Annotated in this window: 14 protein-coding genes and 2 pseudogenes; 11 read left to right on the forward strand and 5 right to left on the reverse strand. The window is 43.8% G+C overall.

Annotated features, from left to right (window positions below; all coding sequences use genetic code 11):
* Positions 1-172 precede the first annotated feature (172 nt).
* Together ACM0OZ_RS10215 and ACM0OZ_RS10220 are read left to right on the forward strand one after the other, a co-directional pair.
* Positions 173-562 carry a hypothetical protein gene (locus tag ACM0OZ_RS10215; RefSeq protein ID WP_414582693.1) on the forward strand — a complete coding sequence of 130 codons (390 nt, stop codon included), beginning with the start codon at positions 173-175 and terminating at the stop codon, positions 560-562.
* 236 nt (positions 563-798) lie between these two features.
* The gene (locus tag ACM0OZ_RS10220) at positions 799-1,953 is read left to right on the forward strand and encodes an RNA-guided endonuclease InsQ/TnpB family protein (protein WP_414582694.1); all 1,155 of its coding nucleotides are present in this window, start codon (positions 799-801) and stop codon (positions 1,951-1,953) included.
* 338 nt (positions 1,954-2,291) lie between these two features.
* On the opposite strand, the gene ACM0OZ_RS10225 is transcribed toward ACM0OZ_RS10220, so the two are convergent.
* Together ACM0OZ_RS10225 and ACM0OZ_RS10230 are read right to left on the reverse strand one after the other, a co-directional pair.
* Positions 2,292-2,963: a response regulator gene (locus ACM0OZ_RS10225; RefSeq protein ID WP_414582695.1), complete on the reverse strand. Its 672-nt coding sequence runs from the start codon at positions 2,961-2,963 to the stop codon at positions 2,292-2,294.
* Between the two features lie 20 nt (positions 2,964-2,983).
* On the reverse strand, positions 2,984-4,234 hold the full coding sequence (locus tag ACM0OZ_RS10230) for a sensor histidine kinase (protein ID WP_414582696.1): 1,251 nt from the start codon (positions 4,232-4,234) through the stop codon (positions 2,984-2,986).
* A gap of 253 nt (positions 4,235-4,487) precedes the next feature.
* Between ACM0OZ_RS10230 and ACM0OZ_RS10235 the strand changes: the two genes are divergently transcribed.
* The 8 genes and pseudogenes from ACM0OZ_RS10235 to ACM0OZ_RS10270 all read left to right on the forward strand — a co-directional run bounded on the left by ACM0OZ_RS10235 (position 4,488) and on the right by ACM0OZ_RS10270 (position 12,727).
* Complete coding sequence (locus ACM0OZ_RS10235) at positions 4,488-4,880, forward strand: P pilus assembly/Cpx signaling pathway, periplasmic inhibitor/zinc-resistance associated protein (protein ID WP_414582697.1); 393 nt, start codon at positions 4,488-4,490, stop codon at positions 4,878-4,880.
* Between the two features lie 175 nt (positions 4,881-5,055).
* Positions 5,056-6,501 (forward strand): efflux RND transporter periplasmic adaptor subunit, encoded by a 1,446-nt coding sequence (locus tag ACM0OZ_RS10240; RefSeq protein WP_414582698.1) that lies wholly within the window; start codon positions 5,056-5,058, stop codon positions 6,499-6,501.
* A 177-nt stretch (positions 6,502-6,678) separates the two neighbouring features.
* On the forward strand, positions 6,679-7,938 hold the full coding sequence (locus ACM0OZ_RS10245; protein ID WP_414582699.1) for an ABC transporter permease: 1,260 nt from the start codon (positions 6,679-6,681) through the stop codon (positions 7,936-7,938).
* Entirely contained in the window at positions 7,931-8,059 is a 129-nt protein-coding gene (locus ACM0OZ_RS10250) for a hypothetical protein (protein WP_414582700.1), read from the forward strand. The genes ACM0OZ_RS10245 and ACM0OZ_RS10250 overlap by 8 nt, the downstream gene beginning before the upstream one ends.
* A 54-nt stretch (positions 8,060-8,113) precedes the next feature.
* The gene (locus tag ACM0OZ_RS10255) at positions 8,114-8,800 is read left to right on the forward strand and encodes an ABC transporter ATP-binding protein (RefSeq protein WP_414582701.1); all 687 of its coding nucleotides are present in this window, start codon (positions 8,114-8,116) and stop codon (positions 8,798-8,800) included.
* A 1,526-nt stretch (positions 8,801-10,326) separates the two neighbouring features.
* Positions 10,327-10,551 (forward strand): annotated as a pseudogene (locus ACM0OZ_RS10260) (DDE-type integrase/transposase/recombinase); the annotation flags it as partial.
* Between the two features lie 226 nt (positions 10,552-10,777).
* Positions 10,778-10,903: pseudogene (locus ACM0OZ_RS10265) on the forward strand (DDE-type integrase/transposase/recombinase); the annotation flags it as partial.
* Positions 10,904-11,926: 1,023 nt separating this feature from the next.
* Positions 11,927-12,727: a helix-turn-helix domain-containing protein gene (locus ACM0OZ_RS10270; RefSeq protein WP_414582702.1), complete on the forward strand. Its 801-nt coding sequence runs from the start codon at positions 11,927-11,929 to the stop codon at positions 12,725-12,727.
* 290 nt (positions 12,728-13,017) lie between these two features.
* Here the strand turns inward: ACM0OZ_RS10270 and ACM0OZ_RS10275 are convergent, their stop codons facing one another.
* The 3 genes from ACM0OZ_RS10275 to ACM0OZ_RS10285 all read right to left on the reverse strand — a co-directional run bounded on the left by ACM0OZ_RS10275 (position 13,018) and on the right by ACM0OZ_RS10285 (position 15,907).
* Positions 13,018-14,631 (reverse strand): S8 family peptidase, encoded by a 1,614-nt coding sequence (locus ACM0OZ_RS10275; protein WP_414582704.1) that lies wholly within the window; start codon positions 14,629-14,631, stop codon positions 13,018-13,020.
* Between the two features lie 174 nt (positions 14,632-14,805).
* Positions 14,806-15,036 carry a hypothetical protein gene (locus ACM0OZ_RS10280; protein WP_414582705.1) on the reverse strand — a complete coding sequence of 77 codons (231 nt, stop codon included), beginning with the start codon at positions 15,034-15,036 and terminating at the stop codon, positions 14,806-14,808.
* A 640-nt stretch (positions 15,037-15,676) separates the two neighbouring features.
* The gene (locus tag ACM0OZ_RS10285) at positions 15,677-15,907 is read right to left on the reverse strand and encodes a hypothetical protein (protein WP_414582705.1); all 231 of its coding nucleotides are present in this window, start codon (positions 15,905-15,907) and stop codon (positions 15,677-15,679) included.
* A 256-nt stretch (positions 15,908-16,163) separates the two neighbouring features.
* Here ACM0OZ_RS10285 and ACM0OZ_RS10290 point away from each other — a divergent pair, with 256 nt between their 5' ends.
* Positions 16,164-19,424: a type 2 lanthipeptide synthetase LanM family protein gene (locus ACM0OZ_RS10290; protein ID WP_414582706.1), complete on the forward strand. Its 3,261-nt coding sequence runs from the start codon at positions 16,164-16,166 to the stop codon at positions 19,422-19,424.
* Positions 19,425-20,361 lie beyond the last annotated feature (937 nt).

Below are 20,361 nucleotides of genomic sequence, written 5' to 3' on the forward strand. Positions count from 1 at the left end.
ATACACTTAATCTACTAATCAATAGGATGGTTTTTAGGACTGCGTTCGCGTAGCGTGCCTGCAGGGCTTATGAATCCCCAGGCGCACTACACCCCCATAGCTAGAAGCGCTTGGGCACTGTGCGCGTTTTCGATAGTTATTAAATATAGTTCAGAATTTTTAGACAATCACAATGAAACTACCACTTTTGACAAGTGCTGTACTTGCCGCTACTCTCGGCTTAGTCACTCCTACACTCAGCAACGCCGCAAACCCACCCGCACGTACTTATCAACCAGGATACTGGCAACCTGTAGCACGTGTGCAAAACCCCAACCAACCTGTACAAATCAAACTTGTGAATCAGACAGGATTGCCTCTACAATACGGTTTGACAAGCGGGAAAGGGGGAATTAGAGAGTTACCAGTAGGAGCGAGTGGTGTACTCAGTAATACTTCTCTTCCGGATTACCTTTTGGTTAATGCTTTACAGCCAAGGGTCAAACTCAGATACGATATTGCAGTAAATGGTAATGTCGCGACCGTTCAAGTTTACCAAGTTGAGGCAGGAGTTGATATTTGATAACCAATTTGTCGGACATTGCCGGACATTATGTGGCATCTTGACTCTTCTTAATCTCTTGCTTTAAAGACCGGATGAACTCACGGATGACATCGGATTGAGTTCTTTCCATTACTGCACAATATTCATCTAAAATTTGTCTTTCTTGTTCAGAAATTCTCACATTTAAATTGTATTTACCCATATTAGTAACCAATATTGCGTTACAATAAGTATAGCCTAAGCGAGAAAAACTAATGTTTGCAATTAAGCGACGCCTAAAACTGAATAAGCAAGAGCAAAGCTTGATGGCACAACATGCAGGTTTTTCTCGATTAGTGTACAATGACGGGCTTGACCTGTTTTGGCAATCAGTAGACGCTTCACTAAAAGCATCGGATAGCAAACGAATACAAGCTATCAAAAAGTGCTTGACCAATATCACCAAGAAACGTGCTGAATTTGCTTGGATGAATACCATGTCATCTAAGGTTTACCAGTCAGCGTTACAAGACTTGCAAGCAGCATTTAGCAGATGGCGCAAAGGAATTGCCTTTGCACCGACTCGCAAAACAAAGCATAATAAGCAGTCTTTTACTGTTTACGACAGCAACGGCTCGGTGTTGGTTAAGTCGGGTAAATTTATCAAAATCCCTACTCTTGGCACTTTTCGACTTACTGAACCGCTAAAAGAAAGTTATATCAGTCAGACGTTTACGATATCTCGTGAAGCTGACGCATGGTATGTCTCTTTTGCTGTGAATGCTGAACGGATACCACCTGTTATGCATGAAGTCGTCCAAGCTGTAGGAATTGACTTAGGTGTAAAGACGTTTGCCACAATCAGCGATGGAACCGAAGTTGAAGCTCCAAAGCCCTATAAAATAGCGAAAACCAAGCTAGGGCGTCTTCAGTGTCGTAACCGCAACAAAAGACGCGGGGATAGACGGACTGGCGAAAAAGCTTCAAACAATGCCATAAAGTATTACAAAAAAATGGCACGTTTTCATAAACAGATTGCGGACAAGCGCAAAGATTTTTTGAACAAGACAACAACGAGCATTTGCAAAAAATATGCCCACATCAAGATTGAAGACTTAAATGTGTCGGGCATGATTGCTAACCGCAAGTTATCGACAGCAATCAGTGATCTAGGTTTTTACGAGTTCCGTAGACAGATGGAATACAAATCGTCAGTCTTTGGCTCAAAACTAGATATTGTTGACCAATGGTATCCATCCTCAAAACAGTGTCGTAAATGTGGACACAAACACAATGGACTGAAATTAAAAGACCGTGTGTTTAATTGCCCCCAATGTGGACACATAGAGGATAGAGACTTGCACGCGGCAATCAATCTTGCGAATGCACCGGATAATAAATGCAGTAGGGTCGGTTCGCCCCGAACTTAACGCTTGTGGACTGGAAGGAGCCGACTCCCCAGGTTGAAGCAAGAAATGTTGACCGATGTCCAAAGATGTCCAGTAAATATAGAACAGCTTCTGATATCACGCTTAACTTTGATCAAAGCGGGGCGATTTACGTTTATTAAATGCTTGGAACATCAGTTACAGCAAAATCATCAGTTATTTGTTAGAATATGCCCTCCGGGAAGCTAGCTGCTTTGTATCCCGCTTCGGGGGCGCTTTGCGCTTACAGAAGTAAAAAGGGCTTAGTGTCTCGGCTTTTAGACAAGAGTGTTGTACTTCACGCACGAACAATGTGCTGTATTACTGATAAGTTGATATTTCTATGATATTTCTAACTGTGGGAGAAAAGTACTAGCAAGCAGGGCTGCTTGAGTGCGATCGCGCAGGTGCAACTGACTGAGAATACTCGTCACATGATTTCTAACTGTGCGATCGCTAATGTAAAGTACATGGGCAATTTCGCGATTACTCAATCCCATTGCAATTAAGCGCAGAACCTCTTTTTCCCTAGGGGACAGTTGCGCTAGTTCTGGTGGGATAGCTGAGTGTACTGAATCAGATATCTGAGGGGTTGTCAAAGCTTTTTCAAACAGTCCTGGTCCCATATGGGTGTAGCCTTGATGCACAGCTCGAATGGCGATCGCCAATTCCTCAAGCGGGGTATGCTTCAAAAGATAACCTCTCGCCCCATGACGCATAGCCTGCGAAACGTATTCATCATCATCAAATGTCGTCAGCACCAAAACGTGTATTTCTGGAAAACGCTGGCAAATCAACCGAGTTGCTGCAACCCCATCCATCACAGGCATTCTGACATCCATCAGCACCACGTCTGGTTGCAATGACGTTCTGTACAGCGCCTCCACGGCTTCAATTGCAAGTTGACCGTTCTGGGCATCTCCAACCACCTGCAAATCTGGTTTTGATTCTAGAAGGTTTTTGAGTCCCTGACGAATAATGATTTGGTCGTCTACCAGCAACAGACGAATCATAAGATTTTGGTTTTTGGATTTTAGATTTTTGTTGCAGGTTCAGAGTTTACTATAGTATAATCTATTATTGGTATGTTTACCTGAATTCGGCATCCCTTTTGGGGTTCGCTGATGATATGAAAGCTTCCTCCTAGTGCAGTCGCTCGTTCTCGCATTCCTTGAAGTCCGAAACCTGTTGTGTTTTGTTCTGGATAAAAGCCTTTGCCGTTGTCTTCCACTAGCAGGTGTAGCTTTCGGTCTTGGGAGTGCAGCTGCAGCATCACTTGAGTCGCTTCGCTATGTTTGGATATGTTAGTCAGTGCTTCTTGCAGGATGCGATAGATAGCAGTACCCACCTCAGGAGTGACAGGATATCCAAGGCTAATTTTGCAGTCTGGTGTCAAGGTTGTCGCGCTGCTAAAGTCTCGGATAAGGTTATGAATTGCATTTTCTAGTGACTTTCCGCGCAACGGATCGGCTCTGAGGGTTGCCACAGAACGAGAGACTTCCTGCAATGCTTGGTATGCTAACTGTTTTGCTTGTTTGAGAAAGTCTGTGGCTTGATCAACATTTGACGGCAACAATAACAAAGCATTCTCTAGCTGAATAGTCTGAGCAGTTAGCGCATGTCCTAAGGAGTCATGAATTTCACGGGCAATGCGGTTGCGCTCTTGTAGAGTTGCTTGGTTTTCAATTCGCAAAGCATACTGGCGTAGCTGCTCATGGGCAATTGCCAGTTCTTGCCGACTTCTGCGTTCTGATAGCACAGCATTAACTAACAGCAATACAAAAGTTAACGTCAAAGCAAAAGAAATCGCGTTGTTCAGTAGCAAATTGGCTGTATTAGTCGCAATTTGTTCCGCAAACGGTCTTTCCTGTCCTACATGCATTCTGAATAAAACAGTGGTTCGACTTCGCAAAAATACTATGTAGAGATATGATACGTATACTAGACTTGCAACAATCAAGCGACCCTGTAACTTGAACATTTGGCAACTGCGAATGACCGCAATTAAACCAAGCAGGGGAGCAAAGCGAAGATGACTGTTTGTAAAAGCTGGCAGCAAAACAATTGCTAATTCCACTGCCGTGTAGATAACTTTGTGACTGAAAGAGCTCCTTGGTAATCTTAAACCCATGACCCCAAACACAACAATGCTCAGGAGAGTCAACCACGGAGAAGCTTGGGATGGGTAGATGGGGGGAATTAGCAATCCTGCTAAGAGACTCATGCCCAATAACAGCCATTCCAGGTAAAGTAATAAGCGCAGGGAAGGGAGAGAACGGGACATCTGACTGTGCACAGCAAACAAATATGGTGGAACTTTTAAACTGCTTTCTACGGTATTTTATGTATGGTTTCGATACCAGCGCTTGCTATCCTATTTTACTCGGGTAAAGAGTATGACAAAAGTCACAAATTAATCGTTACTTTTGTCCCAATATGTTTGGGACTTTTGCTTCATATAGTCTATGAGGGTAACCACCTACGATAGGGATGTTGCAATCAGCAGCAACGAGAGTTGAGACATGAGTGGAGTTATTATGAAATTTAAACCTAGTGTATTCATTGCAGGGATTGCAGCAATTGCCATCACAGCTACACCCGCAGTTGTACAGGCTGAACCAAATAACTCCAGAATGGGTGCGGCAGAACTCAACCTCACTGCAGAGCAAAAATCCCAACTTCAGCAAATAGGACAACAGACTCGCTCCCAAATAGAAAACGTTCTCACCCCCCAACAGCGTGAGCAACTCAGAGCTAATGCATCCCAAGCACCCCGCACAGGAAACAGACAAGCGCCAACTGCCCAACTCAATCTCTCAGATGAACAGATATCCAAAATTCAGGAAATCAGGAAATCTTCTGAGGAACGGATACAGACTGTTTTGACACCAGAGCAATTGGAAAAGATTCGCCAGTTTAGGCGCAAATGATATTCGTAATAGAGTTGTTGATAGGAATTACGAATTATCAATTATGACATGTTTCATGCTCCAGTTCCCCCAGTTCCTTCAAAATAAAGGATTGGGGGTTTCCTTAATTTTTAGTTAAAATTTAGAACCTAAAGAATCTTTGGAGCCGACGTATCACACGAGATTTTCAAAGCATATGGCAGAAATAGAGGAAATATCCGATTTAGCAAAAAATTCGCAGTCCTGGAAAAAAACCAGTTCTGTAAAAGATTTGAAGCAAATCAAAATACCAAAGTGGCTTGTAGGACTGCTGATTTTGGGTCTTTTGGGTGGAGGAGGCTACTTAGGAACACAGCAGTTCATGATGACACAGCGTCAAGAACGGCAACGTCGGATACAGACGGCTGTTGTTGAGCGGACTAATCTTCCTGTGACTATTTCGGCAAATGGCAACGTTAAGCCTGAACGCTCAATAAACCTTAGTCCAAAAACGTCGGGCGTGTTGAAGCAACTGCTTGTTAAAGAGGGCGATCGCGTCCAACAAGGACAACTCTTAGCGTATATGGATGACTCAAACCTGCGAGGGCAACTCACTCAGGCTAAAGGGCAACTGGAAAATGCCCAAGCAAATCTGCGGTTGGTGCTGGCGGGTAGCCGTTCTGAAGACATTGCGAAGGCACAAGCTGACGTCAGAAACAATCAAGCACAGCTCATCCAAGCGCAATCTCGGTTAGATTTGGCAACGGCACGGGTGAAGCGGTTACAGGCTCCCACGCAGGAAGGAGCAGTTGCTCGCGATACCTTGGACGAAGCTTTGACCGAACAGCGCAACGCCAGAGATAATTTGGAACAGGTAAAAGCGAGTCTTGCTGCGGCAAGGCAGGAACTTGCTAAACTCAACAATGGTTCTCGACCAGAGGAAATTGACCAGGCGCGTGCCCAAGTCGTATCAGCCGAGGGGAGTTTGCAGACAATTAAGGCACAAATTAATGATACAGTGATTCGCGCCCCCTTCACTGGACTTGTCACGCGTAAGTTTGCTGATCCTGGTGCATTTGTGACTCCCACAACAGCAGGAAGCGAGGTGACTTCGGCAACTTCTTCTTCTATCCTGGCATTAGCGTCTCAAAATCAGGTGACGGCAAAAGTGGCTGAAACGAATATCTCTCAAATTAAAGTGGGACAGACAGTGACTATCCAGGCAGATGCTTACCCGGATAAAAAATTTACAGGAAAGGTCGTCCAGGTTGCTGCTCAATCGACTGTAGAGCAGAATGTGACAAATTTTGAAGTCAAATCGTCCCTTTCTGATCCAGAAAATCTTCTGCGGGCGGGGATGAATGTCAACGTGGATTTTAATGTTGGAAAGTTAGATAACGCGCTGGTGATTCCCACAGTTGCTATTGTCCGCCAGGAAAATGCCAGTGGAGTGATGGTGCTAACAGGGGAAGAAAACAATAGAAGACCCAGATTCCGACCAATTACAACTGGGGTGACAGTGGGGAATAAAACGGTAGTTCGTTCTGGGCTAAGTGAGGGAGAGCGAGTGATGCTCACTTTCCCGCCAGGGGCGCGTCCTCAAGGTAATGGTACACCCCGTGGTATGACGCCCTTCGGGGGACAACCAAGGCGTATGCGTTAGAAAGGGTTTGCAACTGGGTGTAATACATCAAAGAATTATGGAACCACAGATGGACACAGATAAACACAGATGAATTTGTACTTCATCCAATTGAATTGCGCTGTAATTAAAACTATTTCTCTGAATTTTGTAAAGTGCGTGCCGTAGGTATACTTTGAATTCAAAAATGGTCATACTATGGTAAAATCTATTCGCCCAACGAAAGTCTCGTTAGTTGAAATCCTGTCAATGGCAGTAGAAGCCATGTGGAGTAATCGCCTCCGCACAGGGCTGACGATGTTGGGGGTGATTATCGGTATATCTTCTGTAATTGCTGTTACTTCTGTGGGGCAAGGTATCCAGAAAGCTACTGAGCAGCAGATTCAAGCTTTAGGCTCGAATGTTATACTGGTACTGGCAGGAGCGGCACGTTCTGGAGGTATCAGCCAGGGTTTTGGTTCTGCATCAACGCTAACATGGGAAGATGCCCAAGCTGTTTCCCAACAGGTTACTGCTGCCCAGTCTGTCACCGCCTATCTACAACGTGCGGTACAGGTCGTTTATGCAGGACAGAACATATCCACACAAGTACTGGGAACTGATTTGAATTACCCAGATGTGAAAAATATTCACCCCCAAGAAGGACAGTACTTTACTCAGGAGGACTTAGACAACGCTAATCCTGTTGTCGTGCTAGGTAGTAAAGTGCGCGATGATTTATTTGGTGTTGGCTCATCTGCTATTGGTTCTGATATTCGCATTCAGAACGGACGCTACAAAGTTATTGGCGTGATGGAATCGAAGGGAGCAGCAGGCGCACAGAACGTAGATGACCAAATGTATATTCCTCTTACGAATATGTCTGCGCGAATTGTCGGCAATAATGCTCTTAACGGCACTGCTATTAATGGTTTATGGTTAAAAGCTCAGAACGAGGCGCAGCTTGACGCCGCCCAGTTTCAGGTAACGAACTTACTCCGCATTAGGCATAATATCTACCCGCCACAGCCAGACGACTTTCGCATCATCAATCAAGTTGACATTATCAACACTTTCAGCAGTGTTGTAGGATTGTTTACAATTTTAGTTGGGGCGATCGCAGGTATTTCTCTAGTTGTTGGGGGGATTGGTATTGCAAACATCATGCTGGTTTCGGTTGTGGAGAGAACCCGAGAAATTGGCATTCGCAAAGCCGTAGGAGCGACCTACAACGCGATTTTGAGCCAATTTCTCACTGAAGCAGTCGTGGTTGCTATTGTGGGTGGAGTGATTGGTATTGGATTTGGTATTTGCCTTGCCTTGGCAGCAGCTAACATATTTAAATTTCCGTTTGTTGTGTCTTTTTGGTCAATCATTGCCGGATTTGGATTTTCGTTAGTGACTGGGCTGGTAGCAGGGGTGATTCCAGCCCGCAACGCCGCCCGACTTGACCCCATCGCTGCTTTACGGAGTGACTGAGGAAGGGAGTGAGGGAGATGAGGGGGATGAGGGAGATGAGGCAGATGAGGGAGATGAGGGAGATGAGGAAGATGAGGAAGATGAGGAAGAGACTCCTAATGCCGTACCTTATGAATTTTGAATTTTGAATTGATTTCTCCCCCTACTCGCTTTAACTTTTACGGAGTGACTAAAGATGGCAACCATGATTTGGATGGAAGGCATTACCAAAACCTACCGCTTGGGCGATACGGCGGTACCGATTCTTAAGGGTATTAACCTGACGATTGAGGAAGGAGAATATGTTGCCATCATGGGAATGTCTGGTTCTGGCAAGTCTACCCTGATGAACATCATAGGCTGTCTCGACCGCCCAACCAGTGGACACTACGTTTTAGAAGGTCGGAATCTCACAACTTTAGATAATGACGAATTAGCATATATTCGGAATCAGCGGCTTGGCTTTGTCTTTCAGCAATTCAACTTACTGCCTCGCGCTACTGCCGTTGAAAACGTTATGCTGCCGATGGTCTATGCTGGCGTTCCTAAACAGAAACGACGCAAACGGGCAATAGAAGCCCTTACCAGAGTCGGACTGGCAGAACGGCTGCACAACCGCCCCAATCAACTTTCTGGCGGACAACAGCAACGGGTGGCGATCGCCCGCGCTTTGGTCAATCGTCCCGCTTTGGTGCTGGCGGATGAACCAACAGGAGCATTAGATAGCCAGACTTCCCAGGAAGTGATGGAGTTGCTGACTGATTTGAACAACCAAGGTATCACGATTGTTATCGTTACCCATGAGGCTGATGTTGCTGCTCAAACTCAGCGAGTCATCCACGTTAAGGATGGTTTGATTGTGTCGCCTGTCAATAGTCGCTAAAGCAATCTTTATCATTCCGGTTACAGAAAATTTTCAATGCCAGAGCGCTTTCTTATGCTGTCGAGTAAGCTGTTCCACATTTAACTTGCATTATCTGGGGAGACCAGATGCCATTGGTGTCAACTTAAAGCTGAAAACTTTGTAATTACGTTACATCATGCCCTTATACAGGCACACAATTCTCGCTTCACTCCACCCCGGTTTTGCCTTGCGCCAAAACCTCCCTGCCCCTAATCCCCAGAGGGGGCCCCGAGTTCCCCAAGGCATCGGGGAGGGGATTAAGGGGAGCCAGCGCTATGCAGGAGGGTTTCCCGACCCAGGCGACTGGTGAGTCCAGTCCTGAAGGCGGGTTTCCCGCCGTAGGGAACTGGCGAACCCGAAGGGCGTGTGGGGTACATCAACGTGAGATAAGCCTTTGAACGTTAAGTTGACACCAATGACCAGATGCCCACCCCACAAGAATTTGAACAAATTTCAATATGCAAGCTTATTTGTGCTTTAGCTTAACAGATTATTTGTCGTGATTAAACACATTGTGTTTAGTTTGTCAATTTGCAAATTTTAGGCCCTACAAAGCTTATCCGGTCTGCTATCTAGCTTTTTTTATCACTCCGATACTACCAAAATACCAGTTCATAATTTTTATTTTTTTAACTTCTGATTGATTATTTTAATAATTTTGATTAGCAATCAATACGCTCTATAAGGGCTACTGAATAAGGGCTTTAAATTAATTTTGATTCTTATAGCGCATCAAAAAATATCTACTGCTGTATCGGCAGATACTTAATTTTTCATTAAATAAATCTAAAAAGGAATAGTAACATTAAACACAATAGACAGAATTTAGTTTTATAAAAATTTTAGAAAACAAGGAAAATCAACAAAATTAACACAGTAAAAAACGCATTTATTGAATCAATTAATATAAGTAACTCGATTTGAAAAAGCAAATCTATTTTTTCTTTCATCAATAATATTAAAAAAAAATATATGTCATCTATGATACATTTATTCCATAAGGGATTTCAAGTTATGATTTGAGATACTAACAAGCAGTTTGATGCTTATTTTTTTGTTATCTGCTTGATAGGTACAGACAGCGATGAAACGCAAATACTCTTTAACTTTCGACAAACAGTTTTGAATGGGAATTAATTGGAATTAATTCAAAGGTTAATACTTTGGTTAATACCTTTAAAAAAGTATTAATACTTAAAACACCATTAGTAAAGTTTTAACTTACAAAGGTACTACGGGTAGTGTTTTTCTAATTTCTTGCAACACAACCCGTCGTTCACCCAATCTTTAGTCTGTGTCAATAATTGTAAGGAGGTCAAAATGGGCAACTATTCAAATAACTAGCTTATGGTTAATACAAAATATCCATTTTCACAAATTCCCTAAACACATAGGGTTTTAGATGAATACCAACAAGATAAAGCGTAGAGGCACGGCTTCGCGCCCGCCACAGAGCGCGAAGCGTGCCCTTCGGGCATAGCAACTTCTTGAATCCGTTAACCTAAGACTTTATGTTAAGCGCCAAACGAGATGCATGTGCGGCCGAGCGATTTTTCCGTAAGGCTTTGAAGGCTGGCAACAACCGGACTCCACGAGTGATTAATGTGGATAAAAACGCTGCTTATCCACCTACGATTGATCAACTTAAAAAAGAAGAAATCTTGCCTAACGGGTGTGAATTACGACAAGTCAAGTATTTGAATAATAATAATATTGAGCAAGATCACAGGGCAAACCCATTTTGTCAATAAGAAAGTCTAAATCTCAAAAAAGCTCAAAATAATCGCAGTCTTCGTCTACTTATTGACAAGATTTTAGGCGACTGCACTCGTAGCGGAGTGCCCTTTGGGCAATCGCTTTGACACGCGCGAAAATCACTCAAACGATAAATTCTGATTCTTTTGTTGACACATTAATCAAGATTTTTGTCAAGAGTAATTTAGATGCGTTTGCCCTGAGCAAGATCATAGATTTATCAAACGATTAGTCAAACCAGGACTAGGATTTAAATCATTTCAGACAGTGAGAAGAACACTCATTGGTTATGAAATGATGCATATGATTCGCAAGCGTCAAGTCTAAGGTGTGAAAAAAGGGGACGTTGTTAGTCAAGTAAAATTTTTTGCCCAAATCTTTGGATTATATGTATGAAACATTACCTTTCAATCGGGGTTTCATACCCTGAAAAAGTTTTTGCAACACAACCGTTAATGCGAGCCGTTCGCGTATCCCTCACGGGACGCTTTGCAACGAGCGCGTAGCCGTTAGGCTATAGAGTTAATTGAAAACTGCTATGAAGTCCAGAAAAATTTGTCTGTTCAAGTGGCTCGTGATTTCATACTGGAACACCTTAAGCAGAAGGTGGGCTTGAATTCACATAGTCAACTTTCTGTCAATGCGTAAGTCCTATCCGTGGTCTTGCAATGTGGTGCATTCATCTGAAAAGAGTTGTAACATACTTGTCCCATGCCAGCGGCGACTTTTGCAAGAAGTCTACTATACACCTTTGGATTTTCCAAAACCTAGTGTTTTGATGGCAGAGGAAACTGTAACCATTCGCCTAGCCTTTAGGCTAGGGGCTTTATCCCCCTCCCGACACTACTAGTAATACAAGTACTCACTCATGTCGTTTGCGGAATTTCAGGCGCGGTTACGGTTCTTTGAAGGTGTACTCACCTCCGCACCCCATAACTCATTTTTCGTGGGTACTCGCTACTACCACTCGGTTACTAGCAAAGCCAACTGAGCGAGTCAACTCCCTGCGTTGTGCTCATTTCACCGTGTTTCCAAGATAACACAAAGATATATGACCGAAGAGCGCTCTGCAGTGAACAGTGAACAGTTATCAGATAACGGAAGCACTTTTCACTGTTCACAAGATGGTGCAAGCCCCCAAATTGATTTGTGGAAAAAAGAAAAGTTATTCCGCCTTAAAATCCCCGCTCATTCATTCATGGGGATTAACTGGTAACTGATAACTGATGACTGATAACTGTTAAGGTGCCTAAAGACACCGTGTCGTATTTCCTCCCAGCCCGCCTATGACGTATGTGTTTCTATGTCAAAACACATACTGCTGCGTTTCCATACTTCCCGCGAGGTTTTATGAAAAAAATTTTGGTAATTGATAATAGAGCTTCAACTCGAAACCTTTTTCTAGAATCGCTTAAAGTAAAAGGTTTCTACTGTTCGGGTGCTGAAAACGGCTTTATCGGTGTCCGTAGGGCACAACTTGAGTTACCCGATTTGATCATCAGCGAAATAATGATGCCCGAACTCGATGGTTACGATGTCCTAAGGGCGCTACGCCAAAAACCAGCCACAGCGATTATCCCCTTGATTTTTGTCACTGACCAAGTGAATTGGGCTAACATCCGCAAAGGCATGGAGTTGGGAGCAGATGACTATCTAATTAAGTCTTGTACAATAGACGAATTACTCAGAGCGATCGCAACCCGACTGGAAAAACAAGCAGCCCTCAAGCAGTGGTATGCTTCTCAGTCACAGCCAGTCCCAGAACCACCTCATGCTGAGAATGGGAAATCGACAGACCCTCAGTCGATATTTCCTTCTGTCTCCCAGCTAAGTAAGGTCTTCGACTACATTGAGGCAAATTATCACCAACCGATTAACGTGTGCGACGTAGCCCAGGCAGTTGGTTACTCTGCTACTTACTTAACTGACTTAATGCGACGCCGGACGGGAGATACACTGCATAGCTGGATTGTCAAGCGCCGGATGGTCGCAGCATGTTCTTTGCTCCTAGAGACTGACCAGTCAGTTGAGCAAATTGCTGAGGCACTAGGCTATCGCTATGCAGCATCTTTCTTTCGTCAATTTCGCCAAAGCTTCGGAATGACACCCCAAGCCTGGCGAAACGCATCTCGCATTGAACAGAAATGTTGAGCGCAGTCCCTACCTATAACGCAAGTTTAGGTAGGGTTAGCTACACATGTATAAAAAAACTATAACGAAGTTTAGTTGGGGTGCGTTCAATCTAGCCCACATACCACTGTTTAGTAGACTTCTTGCAAAAGTGTTCGTGGGCATGAGACCTCGCTTCCATTCCTCTCCCCTAGTAGGGGAGAGGCTTTGACTCTCAAGCGGACCTTATAGGGAATGGGGCTGGGGGGTTAGGTTTGTTTTATGTTTTTTAAGGTTGACCTACTTAAGCGATCGCACCTGCGGAATGTGGGTTACAAAATCGCGTTGCTCCCGTTCGCCTTGCGCTTCCGCACAGAAACGATACCTAAAGCACCCAACGCCAATACAGCTAAAGCTGAAGAGGTTTCGGGAACAGATTTCTTGGCTCGACTGACTGCGCGATCGGCTTGAATCAATCCGTATCCAGTGGCAAAGTCAAATCCTACGTCAAATTCTGGGGTGCTTGGATCGTCCATATCGAGGGCAGTTTCTTCCAGGATTTTGTAAATTTCGGCAGGAGATAGGCTGGGATTGGCTTCCAGCATTAGAGCTGCCACTGCCGCCGCATGGGCGACTGCTCCTGACGTGCCAGGGAAGTTGGGATAATCGTCTGGATCTTCAGGAATGTCCGCTCCAAAGAAAGTGGTGTTACCGCCGTCGGGAGCTACAATTTCAGGCTTTCTGCGAATTTCGGGAGTTGCCAAGCGGTTGCCCTCTGTATCAAACAAGATTGGTGTACCTCCAGCTGAAGAGAAAAACCGTAAGCGAGCTGGATCTGTGCCAAACGCTGGGGTTTCAAGATAAGAAGCCGCCCCAACTGCCATAGCTCCCTCGGCATTCTGAATTCCATAAATAGTGCTGCTAGCAGTATCAAACTCGTTAATCCTAAAATTTCTACCTCCTCCTAGTACCACGTATTTCATCAAATCGGGGTCAGAGCCAGTATTTTTTGAGAACGCCAGGTTAAATTCACTTGTTGGTTCTGTGTTCAAGAAGGATAATAATTCTACCGGGTCGTTGCCAATATTAGACTCAGTACTGCTAGCCAATACATTAGTACCAGTACTGTCATATAAGAAAATATCGAGATCGTTTGTCGCACCATCACCATTGACCGAGGCAAAAGATGAGTCCCACTGGAAAAACAGGCTAACTCCAGCACCAGAAGGAATCGTGATGCTCTGAAACGTATCTACTCCAGATCCGGGGTCAAAATCATGTAACTCGCCTCCCTTGACCGGTTCAATCACACCACTAGGATTAAACGGGCTTTCATAACTCCTACGACCGCTGTTACCAGCTGCGGCGAAATAGGAGACAGCAGCGGCACCAGGTCTAGACACTACACTGTCAACAGCCTGTGCAACAATTCCGTCCTGGAACATAGGACTAAAGACATCCCCCACATCGGATACGATAATATTAGCCCCCGCGTCTGCCAGTGAAAGAATGGCATTAGCGTATTCAGATGGATTCGAGGTTGCTGACGGGTATGGCGTGTGGAATGCAAAGTTGGCACCGGGAGCCACATCATAAATCAATTGCATGAGGGCACGAGCTTCATCGCCGCCACCACCAGGAAAATCCCGTAGGACTTGAATGCCTGATGGCAAGTCACCGCTGGCGACATCGGACTCTGCCCCACCTAGATTATTAAAGCTGTCGGAAATGACACCTATTAGAACACCGCTGCCATCAACACCATAACGTTCTCGAGCAATGTCGGCATTCATGGCTGCAACACCTTGACTGGTAGTCAACCCAACGTTACTGGTAGAGCTTTGCCCAAATCCTAAAGTCGAGGCTTCTGCTTTTACCGCTAGGCAACTGAGGGCAGTTGTCGTCGCGATCGCTGCTGATGTAATGGTTTTGTAGAGAAGTTTCATAAAGTTATCGACTCCCATACGAAAATTAATTTGTCAATTGTCATAAGGGCTTTATTACCTTTAAAAAATACATTTTCTACGTATTTTAACCCAGTAAACCTAGTTGAATACTAAAGTTTACTGGGTTATAAAAATGACGATTTACGGCTAATTAGTGGCGGAATTCACTTCAGATTACACTAAGTCATTGGCGTTGTAATAGGCAGTAATATTAACGCACTGGTTGGCGTAAGATCTAGTACTATTAACACATTTGAGGACACCACCTGCCACTGTCTCTAGCTGTTCATCAGATAGTTTTTCAGTTGGCACAGCTTGATCTGAGTTAGCAAGGACTTTTTTCAGTTCTTCTTGCATTTTCAGTTCTTCTTGCATTTTCAGTTCTCCTTTGTAGATGTTGTTCATTGTCAACTTTTGATTGACAATAACTACAATATCGAGATGAAAAATAAAGCGCAATTCTCATTTCTTCGACAGTTACTAAGAAAATAATAGTAATAACCTGGTGAAGTAAAATATCAAAAAAATGATAGTCTTACCTAAGATTTTGACATTGTCAACTAAAAGGTGTATATCTTAGTTTGAAAAGTAATTTACAAACAGGTTTTATTTAAGTGTCAATGTCTGAAGAAAAGTAAACGTTTTAGAGGGTAGCAAGTATAGTATTCGTCGTCGCGCTCACTGCCGATATAATGGTTTTATAGAGAAGTTTCGTAGGGTTATCGACTACCAAACGAAAATTACTTTGTCGATTATTATGAGGGATTAATCGCCTTTAATAAATACCTTTTATACAACTTTTAAACTGAATTTTTGCACTTAACATTAGAAACCACAATTAAGCAAAAAGCGCAGTACCAAAGTTACATTTTATTAGTAATTGTCGAGAATAAAGCACTTTTAGCTTACTATGTAGTGCTTCAATAAAATTCTTTTTTTAATTTTTAAAATGTGATATAACCCAGTAAGTTTGGATATGAATCCAAACTTACTGGGTTATAAAGATGACGATTTACGGCTAATTAGTGGCGGAATTCACTTCAGATTACACTAAGTCATTGGCGTTGTAATAGGCAGTAATATTAACGCACTGGTTGGCGTAAGATCTAGTACTATTAACACATTTGAGGACACCACCTGCCACTGTCTCTAGCTGTTCATCAGATAGTTTTTCAGTTGGCACAGCTTGATCTGAGTTAGCAAGGACTTTTTTCAGTTCTTCTTGCATTTTCAGTTCTTCTTGCATTTTCAGTTCTCCTTTGTAGATGTTGTTCATTGTCAACTTTTGATTGACAATAACTACAATATCGAGATGAAAAATAAAGCGCAATTCTCATTTCTTCGATACTTTCTAAAAAAATAATAGTAATAATCTGGTGAAGTAAAATCTAGAAAAATGATAGTCTTACCTAAGATTTGGGAATTGCCAACTAAAAGGTGTATACCTTATTTTTAAAATTAATTTGTGAACAGGTTTTCTTGAAGTGTCAAGGTGTGAATAAAACTAAACGTTTTAGAGGGTAGTAACTTAGATGGAAGTTTCACAGCAAGATTTAATCGCAATAGTGGAGCAAGCTAGTACTCTCACTGAAAGATTGGGCAAGCAATTTATTCCTAATGAGGCAAAAGTTAACTCCCAGTTAATTAGCTCCCGCTGGCAAGCGTGGTGTCAAGGTGCTGCAAAAGGCAACCTAGAAAAATTTGCCAAACGCCTTGTCTGGGATGGTGTAGATTCTAGCGATGTCGCTACTCTTCTCGGGGAAGTCCGCCTTGCCGAGCCAAACAATTTACCTGTTTGGACAGAAACTTTGCAAGAAGTTTTGAATACAGACTGGGAAACAGCCTGTGCAAGCGCCTATCGCTGTCTGGATACCGAAAAGCCCATTCCCTTTGAAGAACTTTATTTGCCCTTTGTGTACGTGGCGCGACAGAAGCTCCTTTTACAAGTTGGTTCCAGTTGGCAACTGCTATCCGAAGACGTTCAAATACGTCTAGAACGTCAGTTGTTAGTACAGTTAGCGTCTCTTTGCGCCCAGGCTTTACAGGTTGAATTTTCACTATTTAAAGCGCTTAAGCAATCTACTTTTACCCTTTTACAGGGACAACAACAAGGCTTAGGTTCTAATCAGCAGTATCAAATCTTTATCAGCGACCTGAAAACAAACAAGCTGTTGTCTTTTTTCCAGAAGTATAGCGTCTTAGCGCGATTGGTGGCGACGGCGATGAATTTCTGGGTAGAGGAAAAAGCTGAATTTCTCCAGCGATTGGCATCAGACAAGCTAACCATTCAGCAAACCTTTCAACAAGATACACGTCAGGTTGTTGCCGTTCAATTAAAGCTCTCCGATTTGCACAACAAAGGACGCTCGGTGATAGGTTTAACCTTTGCCTCTGGATTGAAACTGATATACAAACCCAGAGGCTTAGGCTTGGAAACGGCGTATTTTCAGTTACTAAGCTGGTGTAATCAGCAGGAAGTTCTGCTGCCGTTTAAGATACTCAAAGTTATTGATTGCACCACCTATGGCTGGATGGAGTATGTAGAGCATTTGCCCTGTGCAGACGAAGCAGCAGCGCAGCGATACTACCAGCGTGCCGGGATGCTTCTGTGTCTAGTCCATGTGCTGCAAGGGACTGACTGCCATAACGAAAATCTGATCGCCAACGGCGAACACCCGGTGCTGGTAGATTTGGAAACCCTTTTGCAACCGGAAGCTCGGGATATTGACCCCAAAACTGAGGAATTGGGGGCGCAAGACTTGGCGAATCAACAATTTTTCGACTCTGTGCTGCGAACTGCACTACTACCGAATTGGAAATTTGGTCCAGCAGGAAAGGTTATAGACGATAGTGGTTTGGGGGGAGTTGGCGAGGAAATTCTTGTTAGAAAGCAAAGGTGGAAGAATATCAACACTGACAATATGGCATGGGAATATGAATCTGACATATTGCCAACCCAACCCAATACAGTTTTGCTCAACGGCATCATCCTATCAGCCAATGATTACGTTGATGACATCGTAGATGGTTTTCGACAGATGTATCAGTTCCTGACACAGCGGCGAGAAGCGCTTCTGGCAACTGATAGTCCTTTAGCTGCTTTGGCTGATCAGAAAGTGCGGTTTTTGTTTCGCAATAGCCAAATCTACGGTGATGTTCTGGAGAAAGCTCTGCAGCCAAATTTGCTACAGCATAATGTAGACCGCAGCATTAAACTTGATGTGCTAAGTCGGGCGCTGTTGGTAACCGAACGCAAACCCCTCGCTTGGCCGATACTGGCAGCGGAACTACAAGCTTTGGAACAAATGGATATTCCGTACTTTGTCGCTGACTCAAGCAGTGATGCTTTGAAGGTCAATTCTGACTTGGTCATTGAGGGATATTTCAAAGAACCTGCTTATAACCGGATGATTTCTCGTCTACGGCAGCTTAATGATACAGACCTAACCCAACAGATTGCAATTATTCGAGCTTCTCTTTACTCGCGAGTCGCTGTTGGTACGACCAATGTAGCTCTCACCAGTTCTGCTAGTGCTGCTCTGGCTCTGGATGCAACGGCTCCCTTGACACAAGCACAGCTGGTACAGGAGGCAGTGGAGATTGCCAAAGAACTGCAACAACGGGCAATTCACGCCGCCGATAGTGTTACCTGGATTGGCATGGTAGAGCTGCCTGAGGCTAAGCGGATGCAACTTCAGCCCTTGGGCTATAACTTGTACGACGGTGTTTGTGGAATCGCTTTATTTTTAGCGGCGTTGGCAAAAATCACTGGTGATGCGGAATTTCGAGATTTAGCACTGAGCGCCTTGCAAGACCTCAAGAAAGACTTGCAGGACACAGATCCAAACTCTCTAGGTAAAATTACCAAGCAAATGGGTATCGGTGGAGCCACTGGATTAGGCTCTATTGTTTATACCTTGGTACGGGTCAGCCAATTTTTGGACGAACCTGAGCTTCTGAATATTGCCAGTCTTGCAGCTTCGTTAATGACTCCAGAAAAGATTGCGAGCGATAGCAAGTTTGACCTGATAGCTGGGGCAGCAGGGGCAATACTAGGCTTATTGAGTTTGTACCAAGCTTCATCAGATCCAGCTATTCTGGAGCAAGCCACTGCTTTAGGTTATCACCTGTTAAGTAACCGCACCAAGAGCGATTCTGGATTTAGAGCTTGGGCAACCCTAGAAGGCAAGTTAGCGACGGGATTATCTCATGGTGCGGCGGGCATTGCCTACGCCTTACTGCGATTGTACAAAACTACGCAAGAAACGGTTTTTCTAGAAGCCGCAGAGGAAGCAATTGCCTTTGGACGCAGTGTATTTTCTGCCAGTGCTGGAAATTGGCCAATTGTAGAAACTCTTGCTCTTGGTAAGGAAAAGCCTTCCTTTATGGTAAGTTGGTGTCATGGTGCTCCTGGTATCGGTTTAGCCCGTTTGGGGGGACTGGCGATTCTGGATAATGCAGAAATCCGGCAAGAAATCGCTGTCGCCATAAACACAACTCAACAGTTGGGTTTACATAATCTAGACCAGCTGTGTTGCGGTAACTTTGGTAGGCTAGAGTTGCTATTACTAGGAGCCTGTAAGTTATCGCATTCCGAACTTTGGGACACTGTACAAAAACAGGCTGCATGGCTTGTCGCTAGGGCAAAGCAAGGCAATGGTTTTTATCTGTTTCCCGAGCTTCCCAAAGATGTTTACAACCCTGGTTTCTTTCGAGGCGCTTCTGGAATCGGTTATGAGTTAGTGAGGCTAGCGTATCCAGAATCACTTCCTTCCGTGTTGCTTTGGGAATGAACATGAACCACCGCTTCTAAAAACCTACGCATATCTAGGCATAAATCCGTAAATATGAGCAAGTCCAACTCTACGGTGTAAGTTCGCTCAATTAGAAGTGCATTTGAGCTTGGTTCCCTTGCCTCATGGCTCAGGTTCCTTGACCACTAATCCCCAGTTAGAGATACCGAAACGGATTTCAGTACGAGACTTAAAAATGTATTCAATTTTTAATAATTAGTTCGTGCCAAGTGTTTCAAGGTTTTCACTTCCTTGTAAGCTTTTACATCCCGTACTAATCAAACGTTAATTGATTATACAACAGCAAACGTACCGTTTCCGCAAAAACCTCCGCAATAATTCCGACATTTGCCTAGATATGCACAAAATTTATCGAGCAGCAGTCAGCCCCGACCAGGTTGGCGAGGTCGCGGTTAAGTAGGTAGGTAAGAATAAACAGATCTACGTTAAGAAATGTGAAAATGCCTGAAACTCGCGCACTCTTACTAATGACTCATGACTCATGACAGCAGCAACGAGTTAACTTTATTTGTGCCGACCTACTTAGTTCATTTTTTACAATACAAAGCAACAGTAAAAAATCACAGTTTTATCGAAGATTTTTGAATTGTGCTCAAATGCTTTGCTGTCTAATCTACTAACAGTAAAGTAATTCACTAAGGGATTTCCAACAAATAAATTATCCAATCTTGTGTGGGGTGGGCTGTCCAGCCCGCCCAGTTTATAGGACGGGCGCTTAGTGCCACTACCCACAAAAAAAAGTTGGATATTTTTTAAGAAAGGAAGTCCCTAAGCTGCCAGAAATTCCACGCCGTACTTAAACGATCGCTCATTATCTACATCTCTTGAAATTGTTATTGCATAAAAATTGTAGGCTCTGGCTTCAATTCTCAATTGACTTTTGCGGCGGCGGAATTAAGATTCTGGAATGTGATTT

This window comes from Scytonema sp. PCC 10023, assembly GCF_963920835.1.
Lineage (GTDB): Bacteria > Cyanobacteriota > Cyanobacteriia > Cyanobacteriales > Nostocaceae > Kalymmatonema.

Coding starts and splice junctions, on each gene's coding strand:
- ACM0OZ_RS10215 (WP_414582693.1), top strand. CDS start 173: ATGAAACTACCACTTTTGACAAGTGCTGTACTTGCCGCTACTCTCGGC.
- ACM0OZ_RS10220 (WP_414582694.1), top strand. CDS start 799: ATGTTTGCAATTAAGCGACGCCTAAAACTGAATAAGCAAGAGCAAAGC.
- ACM0OZ_RS10225 (WP_414582695.1), bottom strand. CDS start 2,963: ATGATTCGTCTGTTGCTGGTAGACGACCAAATCATTATTCGTCAGGGA.
- ACM0OZ_RS10230 (WP_414582696.1), bottom strand. CDS start 4,234: ATGTCCCGTTCTCTCCCTTCCCTGCGCTTATTACTTTACCTGGAATGG.
- ACM0OZ_RS10235 (WP_414582697.1), top strand. CDS start 4,488: ATGAAATTTAAACCTAGTGTATTCATTGCAGGGATTGCAGCAATTGCC.
- ACM0OZ_RS10240 (WP_414582698.1), top strand. CDS start 5,056: ATGGCAGAAATAGAGGAAATATCCGATTTAGCAAAAAATTCGCAGTCC.
- ACM0OZ_RS10245 (WP_414582699.1), top strand. CDS start 6,679: ATGGTAAAATCTATTCGCCCAACGAAAGTCTCGTTAGTTGAAATCCTG.
- ACM0OZ_RS10255 (WP_414582701.1), top strand. CDS start 8,114: ATGGCAACCATGATTTGGATGGAAGGCATTACCAAAACCTACCGCTTG.
- ACM0OZ_RS10270 (WP_414582702.1), top strand. CDS start 11,927: ATGAAAAAAATTTTGGTAATTGATAATAGAGCTTCAACTCGAAACCTT.
- ACM0OZ_RS10275 (WP_414582704.1), bottom strand. CDS start 14,631: ATGAAACTTCTCTACAAAACCATTACATCAGCAGCGATCGCGACGACA.
- ACM0OZ_RS10280 (WP_414582705.1), bottom strand. CDS start 15,036: ATGAACAACATCTACAAAGGAGAACTGAAAATGCAAGAAGAACTGAAA.
- ACM0OZ_RS10285 (WP_414582705.1), bottom strand. CDS start 15,907: ATGAACAACATCTACAAAGGAGAACTGAAAATGCAAGAAGAACTGAAA.
- ACM0OZ_RS10290 (WP_414582706.1), top strand. CDS start 16,164: ATGGAAGTTTCACAGCAAGATTTAATCGCAATAGTGGAGCAAGCTAGT.